The 18,602-nt window shown below is 72.8% G+C and carries 20 protein-coding genes; 14 read left to right on the top strand and 6 right to left on the bottom strand.

Annotation, left to right across the window (positions count from 1 at the left end; all coding sequences use genetic code 11):
* Positions 1–33 precede the first annotated feature (33 nt).
* The 3 genes from CCN42_RS09665 to CCN42_RS09675 are packed head-to-tail and all read left to right on the top strand — an operon-like array spanning position 34 to position 2,529.
* Positions 34–630, top strand: coding sequence for a DUF5998 family protein (locus CCN42_RS09665; protein WP_086734584.1), 597 nt, complete (start codon positions 34–36; stop codon positions 628–630).
* Complete coding sequence (locus CCN42_RS09670; RefSeq protein ID WP_086734586.1) at positions 630–1,826, top strand: alkaline phosphatase family protein; 1,197 nt, start codon at positions 630–632, stop codon at positions 1,824–1,826. Before CCN42_RS09665 ends, CCN42_RS09670 begins: the two co-directional genes overlap by 1 nt.
* A gap of 52 nt (positions 1,827–1,878) precedes the next feature.
* On the top strand, positions 1,879–2,529 hold the full coding sequence (locus tag CCN42_RS09675) for a thymidine kinase (RefSeq protein WP_043504691.1): 651 nt from the start codon (positions 1,879–1,881) through the stop codon (positions 2,527–2,529).
* A gap of 31 nt (positions 2,530–2,560) precedes the next feature.
* On the opposite strand, the gene CCN42_RS09680 is transcribed toward CCN42_RS09675, so the two are convergent.
* Entirely contained in the window at positions 2,561–3,358 is a 798-nt protein-coding gene (locus CCN42_RS09680) for a VOC family protein (RefSeq protein ID WP_086734588.1), read from the bottom strand.
* Positions 3,359–3,664: 306 nt separating this feature from the next.
* On the opposite strand from CCN42_RS09680, the gene CCN42_RS09685 reads away from it, so the two are divergent.
* Positions 3,665–4,513, top strand: coding sequence for a sulfurtransferase (locus CCN42_RS09685; RefSeq protein ID WP_086734590.1), 849 nt, complete (start codon positions 3,665–3,667; stop codon positions 4,511–4,513).
* Between the two features lie 184 nt (positions 4,514–4,697).
* Here CCN42_RS09685 and sepH read toward each other — a convergent pair whose 3' ends face one another.
* Entirely contained in the window at positions 4,698–5,765 is a 1,068-nt protein-coding gene (gene sepH / locus CCN42_RS09690; protein ID WP_086734592.1) for a septation protein SepH, read from the bottom strand.
* A gap of 471 nt (positions 5,766–6,236) precedes the next feature.
* Between sepH and CCN42_RS09695 the strand changes: the two genes are divergently transcribed.
* A complete protein-coding gene (locus tag CCN42_RS09695; protein ID WP_086734594.1) occupies positions 6,237–7,106 on the top strand; it encodes a hypothetical protein in 870 nt (289 codons plus the stop codon).
* Here CCN42_RS09695 and CCN42_RS09700 read toward each other — a convergent pair.
* Both CCN42_RS09700 and CCN42_RS09705 read right to left on the bottom strand, forming a co-directional pair.
* Entirely contained in the window at positions 7,030–8,349 is a 1,320-nt protein-coding gene (locus CCN42_RS09700; RefSeq protein WP_086734596.1) for a D-arabinono-1,4-lactone oxidase, read from the bottom strand. The genes CCN42_RS09695 and CCN42_RS09700 overlap by 77 nt on opposite strands.
* On the bottom strand, positions 8,309–9,550 hold the full coding sequence (locus CCN42_RS09705) for an MFS transporter (RefSeq protein WP_086734597.1): 1,242 nt from the start codon (positions 9,548–9,550) through the stop codon (positions 8,309–8,311). The genes CCN42_RS09700 and CCN42_RS09705 overlap by 41 nt, the downstream gene beginning before the upstream one ends.
* A 214-nt stretch (positions 9,551–9,764) precedes the next feature.
* On the opposite strand from CCN42_RS09705, the gene CCN42_RS09710 reads away from it, so the two are divergent.
* On the top strand, positions 9,765–10,892 hold the full coding sequence (locus tag CCN42_RS09710) for a ferrochelatase (protein WP_086734599.1): 1,128 nt from the start codon (positions 9,765–9,767) through the stop codon (positions 10,890–10,892).
* Positions 10,893–10,900: 8 nt separating this feature from the next.
* The gene (locus CCN42_RS09715; protein WP_086734611.1) at positions 10,901–11,716 is read left to right on the top strand and encodes an inositol monophosphatase family protein; all 816 of its coding nucleotides are present in this window, start codon (positions 10,901–10,903) and stop codon (positions 11,714–11,716) included.
* 79 nt (positions 11,717–11,795) lie between these two features.
* On the opposite strand, the gene CCN42_RS43215 is transcribed toward CCN42_RS09715, so the two are convergent.
* Positions 11,796–11,969: a hypothetical protein gene (locus CCN42_RS43215; protein ID WP_167551858.1), complete on the bottom strand. Its 174-nt coding sequence runs from the start codon at positions 11,967–11,969 to the stop codon at positions 11,796–11,798.
* A gap of 561 nt (positions 11,970–12,530) precedes the next feature.
* On the opposite strand from CCN42_RS43215, the gene CCN42_RS09720 reads away from it, so the two are divergent.
* The 4 genes from CCN42_RS09720 to CCN42_RS09735 all read left to right on the top strand — a co-directional run bounded on the left by CCN42_RS09720 (position 12,531) and on the right by CCN42_RS09735 (position 16,100).
* Positions 12,531–13,184 carry a response regulator transcription factor gene (locus CCN42_RS09720; protein WP_086734600.1) on the top strand — a complete coding sequence of 218 codons (654 nt, stop codon included), beginning with the start codon at positions 12,531–12,533 and terminating at the stop codon, positions 13,182–13,184.
* A 4-nt stretch (positions 13,185–13,188) separates the two neighbouring features.
* Positions 13,189–14,436, top strand: coding sequence for a sensor histidine kinase (locus CCN42_RS09725; protein ID WP_086734602.1), 1,248 nt, complete (start codon positions 13,189–13,191; stop codon positions 14,434–14,436).
* 394 nt (positions 14,437–14,830) lie between these two features.
* Positions 14,831–15,127 (top strand): DUF4193 domain-containing protein, encoded by a 297-nt coding sequence (locus tag CCN42_RS09730; RefSeq protein WP_043504706.1) that lies wholly within the window; start codon positions 14,831–14,833, stop codon positions 15,125–15,127.
* A 13-nt stretch (positions 15,128–15,140) separates the two neighbouring features.
* Positions 15,141–16,100 carry a hypothetical protein gene (locus CCN42_RS09735; protein WP_086734603.1) on the top strand — a complete coding sequence of 320 codons (960 nt, stop codon included), beginning with the start codon at positions 15,141–15,143 and terminating at the stop codon, positions 16,098–16,100.
* Positions 16,101–16,137: 37 nt separating this feature from the next.
* On the opposite strand, the gene CCN42_RS09740 is transcribed toward CCN42_RS09735, so the two are convergent.
* Positions 16,138–16,605: a DUF3093 domain-containing protein gene (locus CCN42_RS09740; RefSeq protein ID WP_086734605.1), complete on the bottom strand. Its 468-nt coding sequence runs from the start codon at positions 16,603–16,605 to the stop codon at positions 16,138–16,140.
* Between the two features lie 58 nt (positions 16,606–16,663).
* Between CCN42_RS09740 and CCN42_RS09745 the strand changes: the two genes are divergently transcribed.
* Genes CCN42_RS09745 through CCN42_RS09755 form a run of 3 tightly spaced genes read left to right on the top strand, consistent with a single transcriptional unit; the run spans position 16,664 to position 18,559 of the window.
* Complete coding sequence (locus tag CCN42_RS09745) at positions 16,664–17,248, top strand: PaaI family thioesterase (RefSeq protein WP_086734606.1); 585 nt, start codon at positions 16,664–16,666, stop codon at positions 17,246–17,248.
* Complete coding sequence (dut, locus tag CCN42_RS09750) at positions 17,245–17,796, top strand: dUTP diphosphatase (protein ID WP_086168391.1); 552 nt, start codon at positions 17,245–17,247, stop codon at positions 17,794–17,796. The genes CCN42_RS09745 and dut overlap by 4 nt, the downstream gene beginning before the upstream one ends.
* Position 17,797: 1 nt before the next feature.
* A complete protein-coding gene (locus CCN42_RS09755; protein WP_086734608.1) occupies positions 17,798–18,559 on the top strand; it encodes a DUF3710 domain-containing protein in 762 nt (253 codons plus the stop codon).
* Positions 18,560–18,602: the final 43 nt, after the last annotated feature.

The following is an 18,602-nucleotide window of genomic DNA, read 5'->3' on the forward strand; positions in this document are numbered from 1 at the left end:
AGCGGTGCCTCGCAGTCAGTGCGCCCCCGTAGGATGGACGGCATGGCCAAGACCAGTACGACGACCCAGGGGCTGCGAGCGGCGATCGAACGCAGCGGCTACTACCCGGCCCTCGTGGCCGAGGCGGTGGAGGCCGCCGTGGGCGGCGAGCCCATCCGGTCGTACCTGGTCCACCAGGAGACGACGTTCGACCAGAACGAGGTCCGCCGGCACGTGACCGTGCTGGTCCTCACCGACACCCGCTTCATCGTCAGCCACACCGACGAGCAGGCCGCCGACAACACCTCGCCGACGCCGTACGCCACCACCTCCACGGAGTCCGTGAAGCTCGGCCGGATCTCGTCGGTGGTGGTCAGCCGCGTGGTCGCCAACCCGGAGTCGTACACGCCGGGCAGCCTCCCGCGCGAGGTCGTGCTCACCATCGGCTGGGGCGCCGTCTCCCGGATCGACCTGGAGCCCGCCGCCTGCGGCGACCCCAACTGCGAGGCCGACCACGGCTACACCGGCAGCGCCACGGCCGACGACCTCAGCCTGCGCGTCAGCGAGGCCGGCGACGGCCCGGAGACGGTGCGCCAGGCGCTCGCCTTCGCGCAGGCCATCTCCGAGGCGACCGCGGACCCGACCCGCTGATGGTGCAGCCGCCCACCGCCTGGGGCCCCCATCCGGAACCCCTCGCCGTCGACTCCGCCCCCCTGCCCGAGTACGGCACGGGATCGCTCGCCGATCTGCTGCCCACGCTCGCCGCGGGCATGGGCGTGCCCGGTATGACGGCCGCCATCCCGGAGCTGACCCCCGCCGACCGCAACTGCGTGTTCCTGATCGACGGCCTCGGCTGGGAGCAGCTGAAGGCGCACCCGGACGAGGCACCGTTCCTTACCTCGCTCCTCGCCGCCTCGCGCGGCGGCACCGGCCGCCCGCTGACCACCGGCTACCCGGCGACCACGGCCACCTCCCTGGCGTCCGTCGGCACCGGCCTGCCCCCGGGCGCGCACGGCCTCCCCGGCTACACCGTACGGAATCCGGCCACCGGCGAGCTGATGAACCAGCTGCGCTGGCAGCCGTGGACCGAGCCGGGCGCCTGGCAGCCGTACCCCACCGTCTTCGAGCTGGCCGACCGCGCGGGCGTGCACGCCGCCCAGGTGTCCTCCCCGGCCTTCGCGAACACCCCGCTGACCAAGGTGGCGCTCAGCGGCGGCACCTTCCACGGGCGGCTGTCCGGCGAGGACCGCATGGACCTCGCGGCCGAGCAGCTGGCCGCCGCGGACCGCAGCCTGGTCTACACGTACTACGCCGAGGTCGACGGCGCCGGCCACCGCTTCGGCGTCGACTCCGACACCTGGCGCGGCCAGCTGATGTACGTCGACCGCCTGGTCCAGCGTCTGGCCGAGCAGCTGCCCCCGCGCAGCGCGCTGTACGTCACCGCCGACCACGGCATGGTCGACGTGCCGTTCGACGAAGAGCACCGGATCGACTTCGACGAGGACTGGGAGCTGCGCGCCGGGGTCGCCCTGCTGGGCGGCGAGGGCCGCGCCCGGCACGTCTACGCCGTGCCGGGCGCCGCGAACGACGTCCTGACCTGCTGGCGGGAAGTGCTCGGCGAGCAGTTCTGGGTGGCCTCGCGCGACGAGGCGATCACCGCGGGCTGGTTCGGGCCGCGGGTCGACGAGCGGGTGTACGCGCGCATCGGCGACGTCGTCGCCGCCGCGCGGGACGACGTGCTGCTCATCGCCTCCGAGCGGGAGCCCAACGAGTCGGCGATGGTCGGCAACCACGGTTCGATGACCCCGGCCGAGCAGTTGGTCCCGCTGCTCGAAGTACGGCCCTGAAGCCCGCCGACCGCACACCATGACGATCTCGCCGAAAGGTGCTCAACCTCCCATGCCCGAGCTGGTCTTCTTCTCCGGAACCATGGACTGCGGGAAGTCGACCCTGGCTCTCCAGATCGAGCACAACCGCTCCGCGCGCGGGCTCCAGGGCATGATCTTCACCCGTGACGACCGCGCGGGCGAGGGCAAGCTGTCCTCCCGGCTCGGCCTGGTCACCGACGCGGTCGAGGTCGAGGACGGCATGGACCTCTACGCGTACCTCGTCGACCATCTCTCGCACGGCGGCCGCGCGGACTACGTGATCGCCGACGAGGCGCAGTTCCTCGCCCCCGAGCAGATCGACCAACTCGCGCGCGTGGTCGACGACCTGGGGCTCGACGTCTACGCCTTCGGCATCACCACCGACTTCCGCACCAAGCTCTTCCCCGGCTCGCAGCGGCTGGTGGAACTGGCCGACCGGGTCGAGGTCCTCCAGGTCGAGGCCCTGTGCTGGTGCGGCGCCCGCGCCACTCACAACGCCCGCACCGTCGGCGGCGAGATGGTCGTCGAGGGCGCCCAGGTGGTCGTCGGCGACGTCAACCAGGCCGAGGCGGTCGGCTACGAGGTGCTGTGCCGCCGCCACCACCGCCGCCGGATGACCGCGGCGACGGCCCACGCGGCGGCCCTGTCCCCGGACGTCCTGCCGGTGCCGCAGACCACCTGACCCCTTCGCGCGGCCCTGCCGGGCCCGTCGCTCAGGGGCGCTGGAGCAGGCAGAAGCGGGCACCTTCGGGATCGGTCACCGTCGCGACCCGGCCGCGTCCGCCGTCCTCGGCCGGTTTCACGACGTGCCCGCCCAGCTCGGTCAGCCGGAGGAGGGCCTCGTCGGTGTCCGCGACCTCGAAGTACGTCAGCCAGTGCGGGCCCCGGTCGCGCGGCAGGGCGTGGCCGACACCGTGGATGCCGGCCACGGCCCGGCCCTCGACTGAGAGGGTCACGTAGTCGAAGTCGGCGGAGACCACGGGCTCCTCCTCGTAGCCGAAGACGGTCTCGTAGAACTTGGCGACGGTCGCGGACTCGAAGGTCACCAGCTCGTTCCAGACGGGAGTGCCGGGCATCCCGGAGACGGCCGTGCCGCGGTGCCGCGCCGCCTGCCAGATCCCGAAGACGGCACCCGTGGGATCGGACCCGATCGCCATCCGCCCCGCCTCACCGGCGTCCAGCGGACCCACGCCGATCGTGCCGCCGCACAGCCGCGCGGTCTCCGCCGTCCGGTGCGCGTCGTCGGAGGCGAGATACGGCGTCCAGGCGATGGGCAGATGCCGGTCGGGCGGCAACTGCCCGATGCCCGCCACCTCGCGGCCGTCGAGCAGGGCCCGCACGTAGGGGCCGAGCTGCTGGGGACCAGGGCGGAACTGCCAGCCGAACAGCGCCGCGTAGAACTCTTGGGTCGCCGCCATCCCGTGCACCATCAGACTCACCCAGCAGGGCGTGCCGGGCGCGTACCGGGCGTGTTCGCCGGGCCGGCCTTCCGACCCCCGTGCCTCGGTCATCGTCACTCTCTCCTCGGCCCCTCGCGGCGCCGCGTCGCTTCCGCTCTCCGGACCCCGTGCCGATGCTCGCACCACCGTCGGTGTCACGCGCTCGGGCGCGCCGCCGCATCTCGTCCGGTCACCGGAAAATGTTCCGACCGGCGGGTTCCGGCCCGTTTCGGGGGACGGCACGCGGATGTCGATCGGTGCCACCCGGTCCTGCACTGCGCGTGCCCGATCCCGCACGGCGCGTGATCGGGCCTGCTTGGCGGAGCAGAGTAGCCGGACACGGGCGCCGCGGCCACCCCGTACGCCAGGATGGTCGCCATGAACGCCATCATCTCCGCATCCGCACTCGCCGACGCACTGGCGGGGCCGAACCCGCCCGTACTGCTCGATGTCCGCTGGCAGCTCAGTCTGGCCAAGGCGGCGGGCGAGCCGCCCTTCGACGGCCGCGCGGCGTACGCGGCTGGTCACCTCCCCGGCGCCGTCTTCGTCGACCTGGACCGGGAGTTGGCCGGGACGCCGGGGGAGCGCGGCCGGCATCCGCTGCCCGGCCTCGCGGAGTTCGGCGCCGCGATGCGCCGCGCGGGCGTGTCGTCCGGGACGCCGGTCGTCGTCTACGACGGGGGGCAGGGCTGGGCCGCGGCCCGCGCCTGGTGGATGCTGCGCTGGACGGGGCACCCGGACGTGCGGGTCCTGGACGGCGGGTTGCCGTCCTGGGAGGGGCCGTTGTCCCAGGAGGAGCCGACGCCCCGGGAAGGCGATTTCGAGCCGGTCGCGGGGGCGGGGCTGCTGGATGCCGACGGTGCGGCCGCGCTGGCCCGTTCCGGCGTGCTGTTCGACGCGCGCGCGGCGGAGCGGTACCGCGGTGACGTGGAGCCGATCGACCGGGTCGGCGGACACATCCCGGGCGCGATCTCGGCGCCGACCACCGAGAACGTGACCTCAGACGGCCGTTTCCTCCCCGCCGGGGAACTGCGTGCCCGTTTCCAGGCCCTGGGTGCCGCCGAGGGCACGGAGGTCGGCGTGTACTGCGGCTCGGGCGTCTCCGGCGCCCACGAGGTGCTGGCCCTGGCGGTGGCGGGCATCCCGGCGGCCCTCTACGTGGGCTCCTGGTCGGAGTGGTCGTCGGACCCGGAGCGCCCGGTCGCCGTCGGAGCGGAGCCGCAGTAGCACGGGGGCGCGGGGGCGCGGACGGGCGTACTGAAGCTCGGGGAGCGTCCGGACGCACTCCGCGGCCCCCGGCGCGCCCGGTCACTCCCGCTGCGCCCCAAGTCGCTCCCCGTCTGCGCCAGACGTACGAGAGGTCCGGGCCCGCGCCGTTCACGGCGCGGGCCCGGACCTCTCGTACGGCCGGTTACTCCTGCTTCTTGCGGCGTGTGCCGAAGACGATCTCGTCCCAGCTGGGGACGGCCGCCCGGCGGCCCGGGCGGACGCCGTCCGCTTCGGCCTGGCGGTCGGTGGCACCGATCAGGCGGTCGCGGTGGCTGCCCACCGAGCGGGGCATGAGGACGTCGGCGTAGGCGGAACCGGCCGAGGCGGCGGGCGGCGGCGGCTCCTCCACCGCGGGCTCGTCGTCATCGGGTTCCTCCGTGGCCTCGGCCCGTTCGGGCACCACGAGGTCCCCGCGGAAGCTCGGCACGGCCTCCAGCAGGCTGGTCAGCGAGTCCCGCTCGCCCGACGCCGTCGCCGCGGTCTCCTCCGCGGGCTCGGGCACCGGTGCGGGCAGGCTCGGCCGCTCCCGCTCCCGCTCCCGGTCGCGGTCCCTGTCGAGGGATCCGGCCAGCGCGCGGTCCCGCGGCAGCCGGGCGATCCGCGGCACGAACGGGAAGCTGGGCTCGGGCGCCCCGAGGTCGTCGGACTCGCCGATCAGCGAGCGCGCCTCGGAGTCGACGGCCTGCACGAGCCGCCGGGGCGGGTCGTACGTCCAGCTCGCCGAGTGCGGCTCGCCCGCGACGCGATAGACGAGCAGCACCTCCCAGGTGCCGTCGTCGCGGCGCCAGGAGTCCCACTGGACGGTGTCCTTCTCGGCACCGCGCAGCAGCAACCGCTCCTGGACGGCCTCGCCGAGCAGCGGACCGGAGTTCTCGCCGGGGCGGCGGACCGGGGTCTTGCGGGCCCGCTCGGCCATGAAGGCGCGCTCGGCCAGCACGGGACCCTCGAAGCGGCGTACGCGATCGACGGGGATGCCGGCCATCTGGGCGACCTCTTCCGCGGTCGCACCCGCGCGTATACGCGCCTGGATGTCGCGGGGGCGGAGATGGCTCTCCACCTCGATCTCGATCTGGCCGAGGCGGGGACGGTCGCCGCGCACGGCGGCGCGGAGCCGTTCGTCGATCGGAAGCGTGTACTCCGTGCTGTCCGCAGCCTTCAGCACCAGCCGTGTGCCGTCATTGGAGACGGCCACGACACGCAGTTCGGGCATGGGGACCTCCCGGGTGGTGCCTGCCGACGTCACGTGCGTCGCTGCTTCCGCTAGTCGAGTGTGGCCTGCCCGGGTGCAGCCTGCCACAACCTTGCCGAGTTGCCCGGCGTGTCGGGCAAGGGCCCTGGATCGCCGTTATGGCACGGTTACCTATTCGCAACGCTAAGTGACCAACGTCGTCACCCTGTGCAACAAGCCCCCTCCCGGCGGTCCTTGACGGGCCCCGGACACCCTGGCGGGAGACCGGACCCAGGGCTCGCAACAGTACTCCATTCGGACCACGTGCGTGGATCGGCGCGCCGCCGAACTTCTCGCGTGGCGTGGGACTTGACCGTCCGTGGCCGATTTTCGTGATCAGGAACGTGGCGTACTTCACGGAATCACCAGAATCGGAACTAGCGGTTTCGGTCGTACGTCCCCCTCTCGTACGGCAAGTCGATCTGGTGCGGGAAAGGCAGGCAAGGCCCGGGAATGCGTGAAAAGCCCGATGTCGTCCGGGAGTCGAGTTCCGAGGCGCCCGAGAAGGAGGTGCAGCAGAAGCGGATCGACCTCAGCGTTCCCCAGGTCGCGGGCAGCGCGGTGGCCGCGGTCCTGGCGGCCAAACTCGCCTCCTCCTTCGGGGTGTACGGGACGATCGCGGGCGCGGGCGTGGTCAGCGTCATCGCCACCTGCGGCGGTTCGCTGTTCCAGCACTTCTTCAAGCGGACCGGCGAACAACTGCGGACCGGCAGGACACCGGTACGGGTGGCGATGGGGGCGGCCCCGCAAGCGCCTTCCGCACCGGGGGAGTTCTCCGAGGGAGCCGTCTACCGCGCGCGCGTGCGCGGCTGGAAGCGCTGGGCGCCGGCGGCGGCCGTGGTCTTCGGCATCACCATGACCGGCATCACGGCGTACGAACTGGCTTCCGGCGACAGCTTCAGCGGCCGGGGCGGGACGACGGTCGGCGGCGCGCTGACGCGGCAGGGCACGTCGTCCTCCGACTCCGATTCCGACTCCGATTCCGACTCGGGCTCGGACTCGGGCCGTTCCAGTTCCGGGGCGTCGGAGGACACGGGGGAGACCGGCGGTCCCGGTGGGGGCACGCCCTCCGCCTCACCGTCCCGGGCTCCCGGCGAACAGGGTGACGGCACGCCGTCCGGCGGCGACGGCGGTACGGCCGGCAGCCCGACGCCCGCCCCGACCGCCCCCGGGGAGACCGGCGGGGAGAGCGGGGCGGGCGGCGGGGAGACGAGCGCCGGGACGCCGTCCCCGCCGGCCCCGTCCGCTACGCCCCCAGAACCCGGCGCAAGTAGTCGTTCCGGAAGCGCCGCTCCGGGTCCAGCCGGTCCCGCAGCGCCGTGAACTCGCCGAAGCGCGGGTACACCCCGGCGAAGTACTCCGCGTCGCGCGTGTGCACCTTGCCCCAGTGCGGGCGCCCCTCGTGCGCCGTGAAGATGCGCTCGGCGGCGGTGAAGTACCGCTGGTAGGGCGTGCCGCGGAACATGTGGACGGCGATGTACGCGCTGTCCCGGCCGGACGCCGTGGACAGCGTGATGTCGTCGGCCGGGGCGGTGCGCACCTCGACCGGGAAGCTGATCCGCAGCGGGGAGCGGTCGACCATCGCCTTCAGCTCGCGCAGGGTGTCCACCACGGCCTCGCGCGGGACGGCGTACTCCATCTCCACGAAGCGCACCCGGCGCGGCGACGTGAAGACCTTGTAAGGGATGTCGGTGTAGCTCCGCGCGGACAGCGCCTTGCTGGAGATCCGGGCGATGGCGGGGATGGCGGCGGGCGCCGCGCGGCCGACCCAGCTGGCCGCCTGGAAGACCCCGTTGGACAGGAACTCGTCCTCGAACCAGCCCTTGAGCGGGCTCACCGGCCGCTCCGGCCCGGCGCTGCGGTTGTTCCGCTTGGTGGTGGTGCTGCCGGTGTGCGGGAACCAGTAGAACTCGAAGTGCTCGTTCTCCGCCCACAGCTCGTCGAACTCGGCGAGCACCCGGTCCAGCGGCATCGGCTCCTCGCGCGCGTGGAGCAGGAAGACGGGCTCCACGGCGAGGGTGATCGCGGTGACGATGCCCAGGGCCCCCAGGCCGATCCGGGCCGCCGCGAAGACCTCCGGGTTCTCCTCCGCGGAGCAGGTGAGCACCGAGCCGTCGGCGGTGACCATCTCCAGCGCGGTGATCTGGGCGGCGATCGAGCCGGAGTCGCGGCCGGTGCCGTGGGTGCCGGTGCTGGTGGCGCCCGCGACGGTCTGCTCCATGATGTCGCCCATGTTGGTCAGCGACAGACCCTCGCGGGCCAGGGCCAGGTTGAGCCGCTTGAGCGGAGTGCCGGCCAGAACCGTGACCGTGCCGGCCTCCCGGTCGATGTCACGGATGCCGGTCAGCAGCTCCGGGCGTATCAGGACCCCGCCGGTGGCGGCTATGGACGTGAAGGAGTGCCCCGTACCGACGGCCTTCACCGGCAGGCCGTCCTCCGCCGCCCTGAGCACCGCCGCGGCCAGTTCCTCCACCGTCGCCGGAGTCACCTCCCGCGCGGGGCGGGCGGCGACATTGCCGCCCCAGTTACGCCACGTGCCGTTCTTCCCGCTCGCTGTGCTGCTCAACGGTGCCTCCCCGACCCGGAGCCGGCCGCTTGAGCCGGCGGTAACCGAGGAAACCGACCGCGACCGCGACGGCACCGGACACCGCCGGAACCCCGTACCCGGCACGCGCGCCGGCGGCGTCGATCACCCAGCCGGCCGCCGAGGAGCCGAGGGCGACCCCCACCGCGAGACCGGTGCTCACCCAGGTCATGCCCTCGGTCAACTGCGCGCGTGGTACGTGCTCTTCGATGAGGGACATCGTCGTGATCATCGTGGGAGCGATGGACAGACCCGCGACGAAGAGCGCCACGGCCAGAAACGGCAGGTTCCCGACCAGTAGGAGGGGGATCATACTCACGGCCATCGCACACACACCCAGCAGCCAGCGAGGTTCGGGCGCCCCCTTGAAGTGCAGCAGCCCGAAGACGGCCCCCGCCACACAGGAGCCCGCCGCGTACAGCGCGAGGACGAGGCTGGCCGCGCCCTTGTGCCCCTGCTCGTCGGCGAAGGCCACGGTGACCACGTCGACCGCGCCGAAGATCGCGCCGGTCGCCACGAACGTGACGACGAGGACCTGGAGCCCGGGGGCGCGCAGCGCGCTGCGGCCCCGGCCGTGCTCCGCGCGCGGGTGCGGGGCGGGCTCGGTGGCGCGCTGCGCGGTCAGCCAGAAGACGCCGACCGCCAGGAAGCAGCCCGCGAGCAGCGGCCCGGCCTCCGGGAACCAGGTCGTGGACAGGCCGATGGAGATGATCGGCCCGAAGATGAAGCAGACCTCGTCCACCACGGACTCGAACGAGTACGCGGTGTGCAGCTGCGGGGTGCCCCGGTAGACGGCCGCCCAGCGGGCCCGGATCATCGCGCCGACGCTCGGCACGCAGCCGATGCCGACACAGGCCACGAACAGCACCCAGTCCGCCCACTCGTAGTGCGCGGCGAACAGCAGCAGCGCGCCCGCGGCCAGCGAGACCAGCGTCGCGGGACGCAGGACCCGCCGCTGTCCGTACTGGTCCACCAGCCGGGACACCTGCGGACCGGCCACCGCCGCCGACAGCGCGATCGTCGCCGAGAGCGCGCCCGCGAGCCCGTAGCGCCCGGTGAGCTGGGAGATCATCGTGACGACGCCGATGCCCATCATCGACAGCGGCATCCGGCCGAGGAAACCGGCGGCGGAGAACGCCTTGGAGCCGGGGGCGGCGAACAGGGCGCGATACGGGCTGGGCACGGGGCTCTCCGGCGGCTCGGTCAGGCGGGCGGGTGGACGCGGACATGCTGCGGCATGCGGCGACATGGCGGCACGCACGCGCCCGTAAGGCATAAAGATGGTCGATACAGCTTACGAGTTAGGTCACCCTAACGCACCCCTCGGGACCAGCCCGGAGCGCGTCCCCGCCCCCGCCGTTGCCGCACTGTCGGTGGCGGGTGGCAGGATCGGTCCCATGCCAGACGCGCTCGATGCCACCCCCTACGACGCCCTGCTCCTGCTCTCCTTCGGCGGCCCGGAAGGGCCGGACGACGTGGTCCCGTTCCTGGAGAACGTGACGCGCGGGCGCGGCATCCCCAAGGAACGCCTGAAGGAAGTCGGGCAGCACTACTTCCTGTTCGGCGGGGTCAGCCCGATCAACGACCAGAACCGTGCCCTGCTGGACGCCCTGCGCAAGGACTTCGCCGGCCACGGCCTGAACCTGCCGGTGTACTGGGGCAACCGCAACTGGGCGCCGTACCTCACGGACACCCTGCGCGAGATGGTCCGCGACGGCCGCCGCCGCATCCTGGTCCTGGCCACCAGCGCCTACGCCTCCTACTCGGGCTGCCGTCAGTACCGCGAGAACCTCGCCGACTCCCTCGCCGCCCTGGAGGCCGAGGGCCTGGAACTGCCGAAGATCGACAAGCTGCGGCACTACTTCAACCACCCGGGCTTCGTCGAGCCCATGGTCGACGGTGTCCTGGAGTCCCTCGCCGACCTCCCCGAGGAGATCCGCGACGGCGCCCACATCGCCTTCACCACCCACTCCATCCCGGTCTCCGCGGCCGACACCTCCGGCCCGGCCGAGGAGCACGGCGACGGCGGCGCCTACGTCCGGCAGCACCTGGACGTCGCGCGGCTGATCGCCGACGCCGTCCGCGAGCGGACCGGCGTCGACCACCCCTGGCAGCTCGTCTACCAGTCCCGCTCCGGCGCCCCGCACATCCCGTGGCTGGAGCCCGACATCTGCGACCACCTGGAGGAGCGGCACGCCGCCGGGGTCCCGGCCGTCGTCATGGCCCCCATCGGGTTCGTCTCCGACCACATGGAGGTCCTGTACGACCTCGACACCGAGGCCACGGCCAAGGCCGAGGAGCTGGGCCTGCCGGTGCGCCGCTCGGCCACCGTCGGCGCCGACCCGCGGTTCGCCGCCGCCGTCCGCGACCTGCTCCTGGAGCGCTCCGCCGTCGAACGCGGGCAGGAGGTCACGCCCTGCGCCCTCGGCGCGCTCGGCGCGAGCCACAACCTGTGCCCGGCCGGCTGCTGCCCGGCCCGCGCCCCCCGGCCCGCCGCCGCGGGCGCCGACAGCCCCTACACGTGAGGAGCGCCGTGACCGACCCCCTGCACACGGACCTGCTCGCCCTCGCCCAGGAGGCCGCCCGCCGGGCAGGCGAGCTGCTGCGCGACGGCCGCCCGGCGGACCTCGGTGTCGCCGCCACCAAGTCGAGCCCCATCGACGTGGTCACCGAGATGGACATCGCCGCCGAGAAGCTGATCACCGGCTTCCTCGCCGAGCGCCGCCCCGACGACGGCTTCCTCGGCGAAGAGGGCGCCGCCACGGAGGGCACCAGCGGCATCCGCTGGGTGATCGACCCGCTCGACGGCACCGTGAACTACCTCTACGGGCTGCCCACCTGGGCCGTCTCCATCGCCGCCGAACAGGACGGCGAGACGGTGGTCGGCGTCGTCGCGGCCCCCATGCGCGGCGAGACGTACAGCGCCGTCCGCGGACGCGGCGCCCGCGCCACCGGCTCCTGGGACGGTGAGCGCGAGCTGCGCTGCCGCCCGGCACCCCCGCTGGACCAGGCGCTGGTCTCCACCGGCTTCAACTACGTCACCGACGTCCGCGCCCGCCAGGCCGACATCGTCCAGCGGCTGATCCCGCTGCTGCGGGACATCCGGCGCGGCGGCTCCGCCGCGATCGACCTGTGCGACGTCGCCGCGGGCCGCCTCGACGGCTACTACGAGCGCGGGCTGCATCCCTGGGACCTCGCGGCGGGGGACCTGATCGCCCGGGAGGCGGGCGCGCTGACCGGTGGACGGCCCGGAGAGCGCCCCTCACGCGAGCTGACGGTCGCGGCTGCCCCGGGCGTCTTCGAGCCCCTCCAGCGGCTCCTGGAGGACCTGGGCGCCTGGCACGACTGAGTCCGTGCGACGCCGTACGACGACGAAGCGGGCCCCGGCGATGGATTCGCCGGGGCCCGCCTCATAACGGGTGGACCGGTCAGACGCGGTACGCGCCGACTTCCACGCCATGTTCGGCGGCGAGGCGGCGCAGGTCGTCGAGCTCACCCTGCTCCACCTCGACGAGGAAGTCGTCGCCCTCGTCACGAGCCCGCGTCAGGTCGGACTCGGTCGCCCTTATGCGCTGCAGAAGTCCTGCGGTGAATGCGTCCATGCTGCGCCCCCTCGTCCTGGGTCGTGGGTCGATGGCACGGGGGTGTGCCGGTTCGGAAGGGGCGATCACGTCTCCCATGAGTGCCCAGCGCTGCCCTGCTGGGCGGCGACGGCGCCGGACACCCACGCCCACTCTGCGAAGCGGACCGCGGCGTACCGCATGGTGCTGCGGCACAAGCAGAGCGTGATCGCGGGGTGTAAACCGTCCTCCCCCCGCTCCCTTCCGCGGAAACCTCAACCGGAGCAGAAAATCTGGCATTCCCGGGCCCCCGCCGCGGACGCACCGAACCGCCGCCGGCCGTTTCCCGGAGCTTCGCCCCGGCGTCCCCCGAGCCTCCCGCGTGCCTCAGGCCTCCGCCGTTCCCGGGCCTCGCCGGGTCCCTGCCCCGAGGACCTGTCCGGCGCCTCCCGCCCGCCCCGCGGTGTCGGACAGGTCCCTGGACCCACCCGGCTTACCGCCGACTTACGGCCGAAAAGGGCAGGATGGAGGCCAACACACCCACCACCCCCTGCCCGCGTGCGCCCATCGGCCGCGCGGGCGGCCACAGGAAGGACAAGCGACGTGCGCGTACTCGTCGTCGAGGACGAGCAGCTGCTCGCCGATGCGGTGGCCACCGGGCTGCGCCGGGAGGCCATGGCCGTCGACGTCGTGTACGACGGTGCGGCCGCCCTGGAACGCATCGGCGTCAACGACTACGACGTGGTCGTCCTCGACCGCGACCTCCCGCTCGTGCACGGCGACGACGTGTGCCGCAAGATCGTCGAACTGGGCATGCCCACGCGCGTGCTGATGCTCACGGCCTCCGGCGACGTCAGCGACCGCGTCGAGGGCCTGGAGATCGGCGCGGACGACTACCTGCCCAAGCCGTTCGCGTTCAGCGAGCTGATCGCGCGCGTGCGTGCTCTCGGCCGGCGCACCAGCCTGCCGCTGCCGCCCGTCCTGGAGCGGGCCGGGATCAAGCTCGACCCCAACCGCCGCGAGGTCTTCCGCGAGGGCAAGGAGGTCCAGCTGGCGCCCAAGGAGTTCGCCGTCCTGGAGGTGCTGATGCGCAGCGAGGGCGCCGTCGTCTCCGCCGAGCAGCTGCTGGAGAAGGCCTGGGACGAGAACACCGACCCGTTCACCAACGTGGTCCGCGTCACCGTCATGACCCTGCGCCGCAAGCTGGGCGAGCCGCCCGTCATCGTCACCGTCCCCGGCTCCGGCTACCGGATCTGACCCCGTGGCCGCCACCCCCGCGCCGCCCGAGGCGCCTCCGAAACCCACCTGGGACCCCCGACGGCCGGAGCCGCCGTTCCCCTGGCTGCGACCGACCATCCGGATAAGGCTCACGCTGCTGTACGGCGGCATGTTCCTGATCGCCGGCATCCTGTTGCTGTCGATCATCTACCTGCTGGCGGCCCAAGCCCTCAACACCGGCAACGAACCGCTCTTCAAGATCGTCGACGGCACCGACATCAAGGTCGCCAGTGAGGACTGTCCCCCGGTCAACTCCAGGAGTCTGACCCTCGCCGAGTTCAACGCCGCGATCAGCGAGTGCATCGACCATCAGCGCCGGGTCGCCCTGGACACCCTCCTCAGCCGCTCCCTCCTCGCCCTCCTCGGCCTCGCCGTGATCGCCTTCGCCTTCGGCTACGCCATGGCCGGGCGCGTGCTCTCGCCGCTCGGCCGGATCACCCGCACCGCGCGCGCGGTGGCCGGCTCGGACCTGTCCCGCCGGATCGAGCTGGACGGCCCGGACGACGAGCTGAAGGAGCTGGCCGACACCTTCGACGACATGCTGGAGCGCCTCCAGCGGGCGTTCACCGCCCAGCAGCGCTTCGTCGGCAACGCCTCGCACGAGCTGCGCACCCCGCTGGCGATCAACCGCACGCTGCTGGAGGTGCACCTGTCGGACCCGAACGCGCCCGTGGAGCTCCAGCAGCTCGGCAAGACGCTGCTGGCGACCAACGAGCGCAGCGAGCAGCTGGTGGAGGGCCTGCTGCTGCTCGCGCGCAGCGACAACCAGATCGTCGAGCGCAAGCCGGTCGACCTGGCCGAGGTGGCCTCGCAGGCCGTCGACCAGGTGCACGCCGAGGCCGAGGCCAAGGGCGTGGAGATCCGCGGCGAGCGCGAGCCCGCGGTGGTCCGGGGCAACGGCGTCCTGCTGGAGCGGATCGCCCTCAACCTGGTCCAGAACGCGGTCCGGTACAACGTCCCCGAAGGCGGCTGGGTCGAGGTCACCACCGAGATCCAGCACGGCCAGGCGGTGCTGATGGTCACCAACACCGGCCCCGTGGTCCCGGCGTACGAGATCGACAACCTCTTCGAGCCGTTCCGGCGGCTGCGCACCGAGCGCACGGGCAGCGACAAGGGCGTCGGTCTCGGCCTGTCCATCGTGCGCTCGGTGGCCCGGGCGCACGGCGGGCACATCGCGGCCCGGCCGCGCGAAGGCGGGGGGCTGGTGATGCGAGTCACCCTGCCACTCTGAGACCATGGGCGGACACACCCGAGGTTGTTCGCTTTGCGCGGAATTTTCTGGGCACCCGTACAGCCGTCTCGTGTGTGATCGATCACAAGAACGATTTTCAGGCCATCTACTCTCCGTGAACACTCAGGCCGCCGGAAAGCCGGGAAAATGCGGGTTTTCTGGGGGCTTGATCACGGGAAGTACACGGTGAGACGCCTTTGAAGTGCGCCATTCGGACCGTGTACGGTCCCGATCGCCGTCCAACCCGATCACTCGCGAGGGGTCCGGTTGGGTGTCGATTGAGTAACAGACCTTGATGTGAGGCAAAATCTCCGCCTCGGGTCGGGCACAAGTCCGGCCTCTCACGCGTTACGTGCGCTGGAGACACCGCAGACACCCGGAGGGGGAGAGCGACATGGCAACCGATTACGACACTCCACGCAAGACCGACGACGACGTCGACTCGGACAGCCTCGAAGAGCTGAAGGCTCGTCGAAACGACAAGTCGGCGTCGTCCGTAGACGTCGACGAGTTCGAGGCCGCAGAAGGCCTGGAACTGCCCGGCGCGGACCTCTCGAACGAGGAACTGGCCGTCCGGGTGCTGCCCAAGCAGCAGGACGAGTTCACCTGCATGAGCTGCTTCCTGGTGCACCACCGCAGCCAGCTGGCCCGGGAGAAGAACGGCCAGCCGATCTGCCGCGACTGCGACTGAGGCGGGGTCGGCCGTGACTGGCTCGACCCCACCCTGGAAGCGCCGCTTCCCCCGCCGGGAAGCGGACACGGGGCCGTCCGACGGCCCTCACGGCGCGCGTGACGACGAGCGAGGCTCACCCGGCACGGGGCAGGTCCCGGCGGGGTCGGCCTCGCTCGAAGCGGCCGGCGACCGGGACGGGCTCCCGGTGCCGGCGCAGAGCCCCGCACCCACCGCCGGCCGGCGCGTGGCCGCCTTCCGGGACAGGGCGCGAGAACTGGCGAAGGACGGCGCCCGCAAGAGCGGCGAGCGGGCCCGCGCGGGCCTCGGGCATCTCGCCGACCGGCTCATCGACATGGCGCCGCGCATCCCCGTACGGGACCTCGCGACGCTGCGCAGGCAGTTCCCGGGCCTCGGCCCCGAGGAGCTGGCCGACAAGCTGGTGGCGGGCGCCTCGAAGGCCTCCGCGACCGTCGGCGCGGGCGTGGGCGCCGCCGCCATGCTGCCCGTGCCGCCCGCCATGCCGACGGAACTGGCCGCCGAGATCACCGGCGTCGCCGCGATCGAGCTCAAGCTCATCGCCGAACTGCACGAGGTGTACGGCGTACGGCCGCCCGGCACCCTCAAGGACCGCAGCAGCGCCTACCTGAACTCGTGGACGGAGGAGCGCGGGATCGACCCCCGCAAGCCCTCCACGGTCAACGCCGCCTTCGGCGGCCCGATGAGGAAACAGCTGCGGCAGCAGATCATGAAGCGGATGGTCCGCAACCTGCCGAATCTGATGCCGTTCATGGTGGGCGCCGCGGTCGGCGCGGTCATGAACAGGCGTGACACCCGCAAGCTCGCCGCGCGGATCCGCGCCGACCTGCGCAGGACGCAGGTGCCGTGGGACGCGCTGACCGGCCTGCCACCGCTGGAGCAGCCGGCCGAGCCGCTGCCGCTGGAGGACGGCCTCGGGGAACCCGGCGCCGGACCGGGAGAACCCGGCCGCTGAGCCCGGCGGCGGTCCGCGCCGGTGGGTGCCGGCCGGCTCAGGAGGCCGTGGCCGTCCTGGCCGCCTCGATGGCCGCCGCCAGCCGCTCCGGTTCCCGCGTCGACAGGTACAGATACGGCGTCGGGTCCTCGGGGTCCGTGACCTCCACCCGCAGCGCCGTCGGGATGTAGGCCCGCAGCAGCAGGAAGGCGCGGGTGTCGGCCTTGTAGGTGCGCCAGGCCCGGGCCTCCTCCGGGTCCAGGACGTGGGCCTCGCCCAGCGCCGTCACCGGGATCTTCGCCTCGCCCGCGATCAGCGAGCCGCCCACCACGCGGATGCGCTGCGAGCCGTACGAGCTGGCCGCCACCGCCGCGACCGCCGTGCCGCCGACCAGGCCGCCGAGCATCGGAAGGGTGCCGAACGGCAGCAGGATGAGGGCCATCGAGAGCCCCACCAGGAAGCTGATCAGCCACCAGGAGCGGGGGGCGGTGAGGCGTTCGTCGTACGAGGTGGCGGAGAGCTGCATGAATCCAAGCTTGGCACGGTGTCGGCGGGGGGCCGACGCGCGGGTAAGGTCTGCGCCTGTGAGTGGTACATCCGCAAGCCTTCAGCCTCCCGCCGACGCCGCGAAGCCGGTGCGGCACCCCGACGCCCCCGCGCCCGGCGAACTCCTCGGCGCGCACTACGGCCAGTGCTTCGGCTGCGGCGGCGAGCAGCCGCACGGCCTGCACCTGGCGGCGCGGGCCGGTGAGGGCGTGTCCATCACAGCCGAGTTCACGGTCCGCCCCGAGCACCAGGGCGCCCCGGGTCTCGCGCACGGCGGCATCCTCGCCACCGCACTGGACGAGACGCTGGGCTCGCTGAACTGGCTGCTGCGCACCATCGCCGTCACCGGACGGCTGGAGACCGACTTCGTGCAGCCCGTGCCGGTGGGCACCACGCTCCACCTGGAGGCCGAGGTGACCGCGGTGGCCGGGCGGAAGATCTACTCGACCGCCACCGGACGCGTCGGCGGCCCCGACGGGCCGGTCGCCGTGCGGGCCGACGCCCTCTTCATCGAGGTCAAGGTCGAGCACTTCGTCAACCACGGCCGGGACGAAGAGATCCAGGCCGCCATGAACGACCCGGACCAGCTCCGGCGGGCCCGTGCCTTCGAGGTGAACCCGTGAGCCGCGAGCCGCTGAACGTCCTGATCCGCCGCGTCGACCCCGACGTCCCGCTCCCGGCGTACGAGCACCCCGGGGACGCGGGGGCGGATCTGCGCACCACCGAGCCGTGCGAGCTGGCGCCCGGCGAACGGGCCGTTCTGCCCACGGGGGTGTCGATCGCGCTCCCCGAGGGGTACGCGGCCTTCGTGCACCCCCGGTCCGGGCTGGCCGCCCGCTGCGGTGTCGCCCTCGTGAATGCCCCGGGGACGGTTGATGCCGGGTACCGTGGGGAGATCAAGGTGATCGTGGTGAATCTCGACCCGCGCGAGGCCGTGCGGTTCGAGCGCTTCGACCGGATTGCCCAACTGGTCGTCCAGCAGGTCGAGAAGGTCCGCTTCCAGGAGGTGGCGGAGCTTCCCGACTCCGCGCGGGCCGAGGGGGGCTTCGGTTCCACCGGCGGCCATGCCGCGGTGGACGGCGGGAACGGCACAAGCGGTCAGGCCGCCGTGGGCGGCACGACGGGTGGGTATCGATACGCTTCGGTCGTATCCGACCGGGAAGGACAGTGACGTGTTCGGACGTCGCAAGAAGAAGGGTGCCGCCGAGGACGCGGCCGGCGAGGCCGAGCAGGTCGTCGACAGCGTCGACACCAAGTCGGACGAGGGCGAGCGCGAGCGGGTGCGGCTGGAGCCGGAGCCCCGGCCCGACGGCCCCTGGGACAGCAGTGAGGTCCGTGACCCGGCCGAGGGCCGGGTCGACCTGGGCGGTCTGTTCGTGCCGGGCGTCGACGGGATGGAGCTGCGGGTCGAGGTCGCGGGCGACGCGATCGTCGCGGCGACCGTCGTGCTGCGCGACAGCGCCATCCAGCTCCAGGCCTTCGCGGCTCCCAAGCGGGAGGGCATCTGGGGCGAGGTGCGCGAGGAGATCGGGGCCGGCATCACCCAGCAGGGTGGCATCGTCGACGAGGTCGAGGGACCGCTGGGCTGGGAGCTGCGCGCCCAGGTGCCGGTGCAGCTGCCGGACGGCACCGGCGGTTTCCAGGTCGTGCGGTTCGTCGGCGTCGACGGCCCCCGCTGGTTCCTGCGCGGTGTGATCTCGGGGCAGGGCGCGGTGCAGCCGCAGGCCGCCGGACTGCTCGAGCAGATCTTCCGGGACACGGTCGTGGTCCGCGGCGAGGGCCCGATGGCGCCCCGCGACCCGATCGTCCTGAAGCTGCCGAACGACGCGCAGATGGTGCCCGAGAGTGTCCAGCAGGACGACCAGGGCAGCTCCCGCTTCGCCGGCGGCATGGGGCAGCTCCAGCGGGGGCCGGAGATCACCGAGGTCCGCTGACGGCACGTGAGAGCGCGAAGGGCCGCACCCCGGCCGGGGTGCG

Source organism: Streptomyces glaucescens (assembly GCF_002154375.1).
GTDB lineage: Bacteria > Actinomycetota > Actinomycetes > Streptomycetales > Streptomycetaceae > Streptomyces > Streptomyces glaucescens.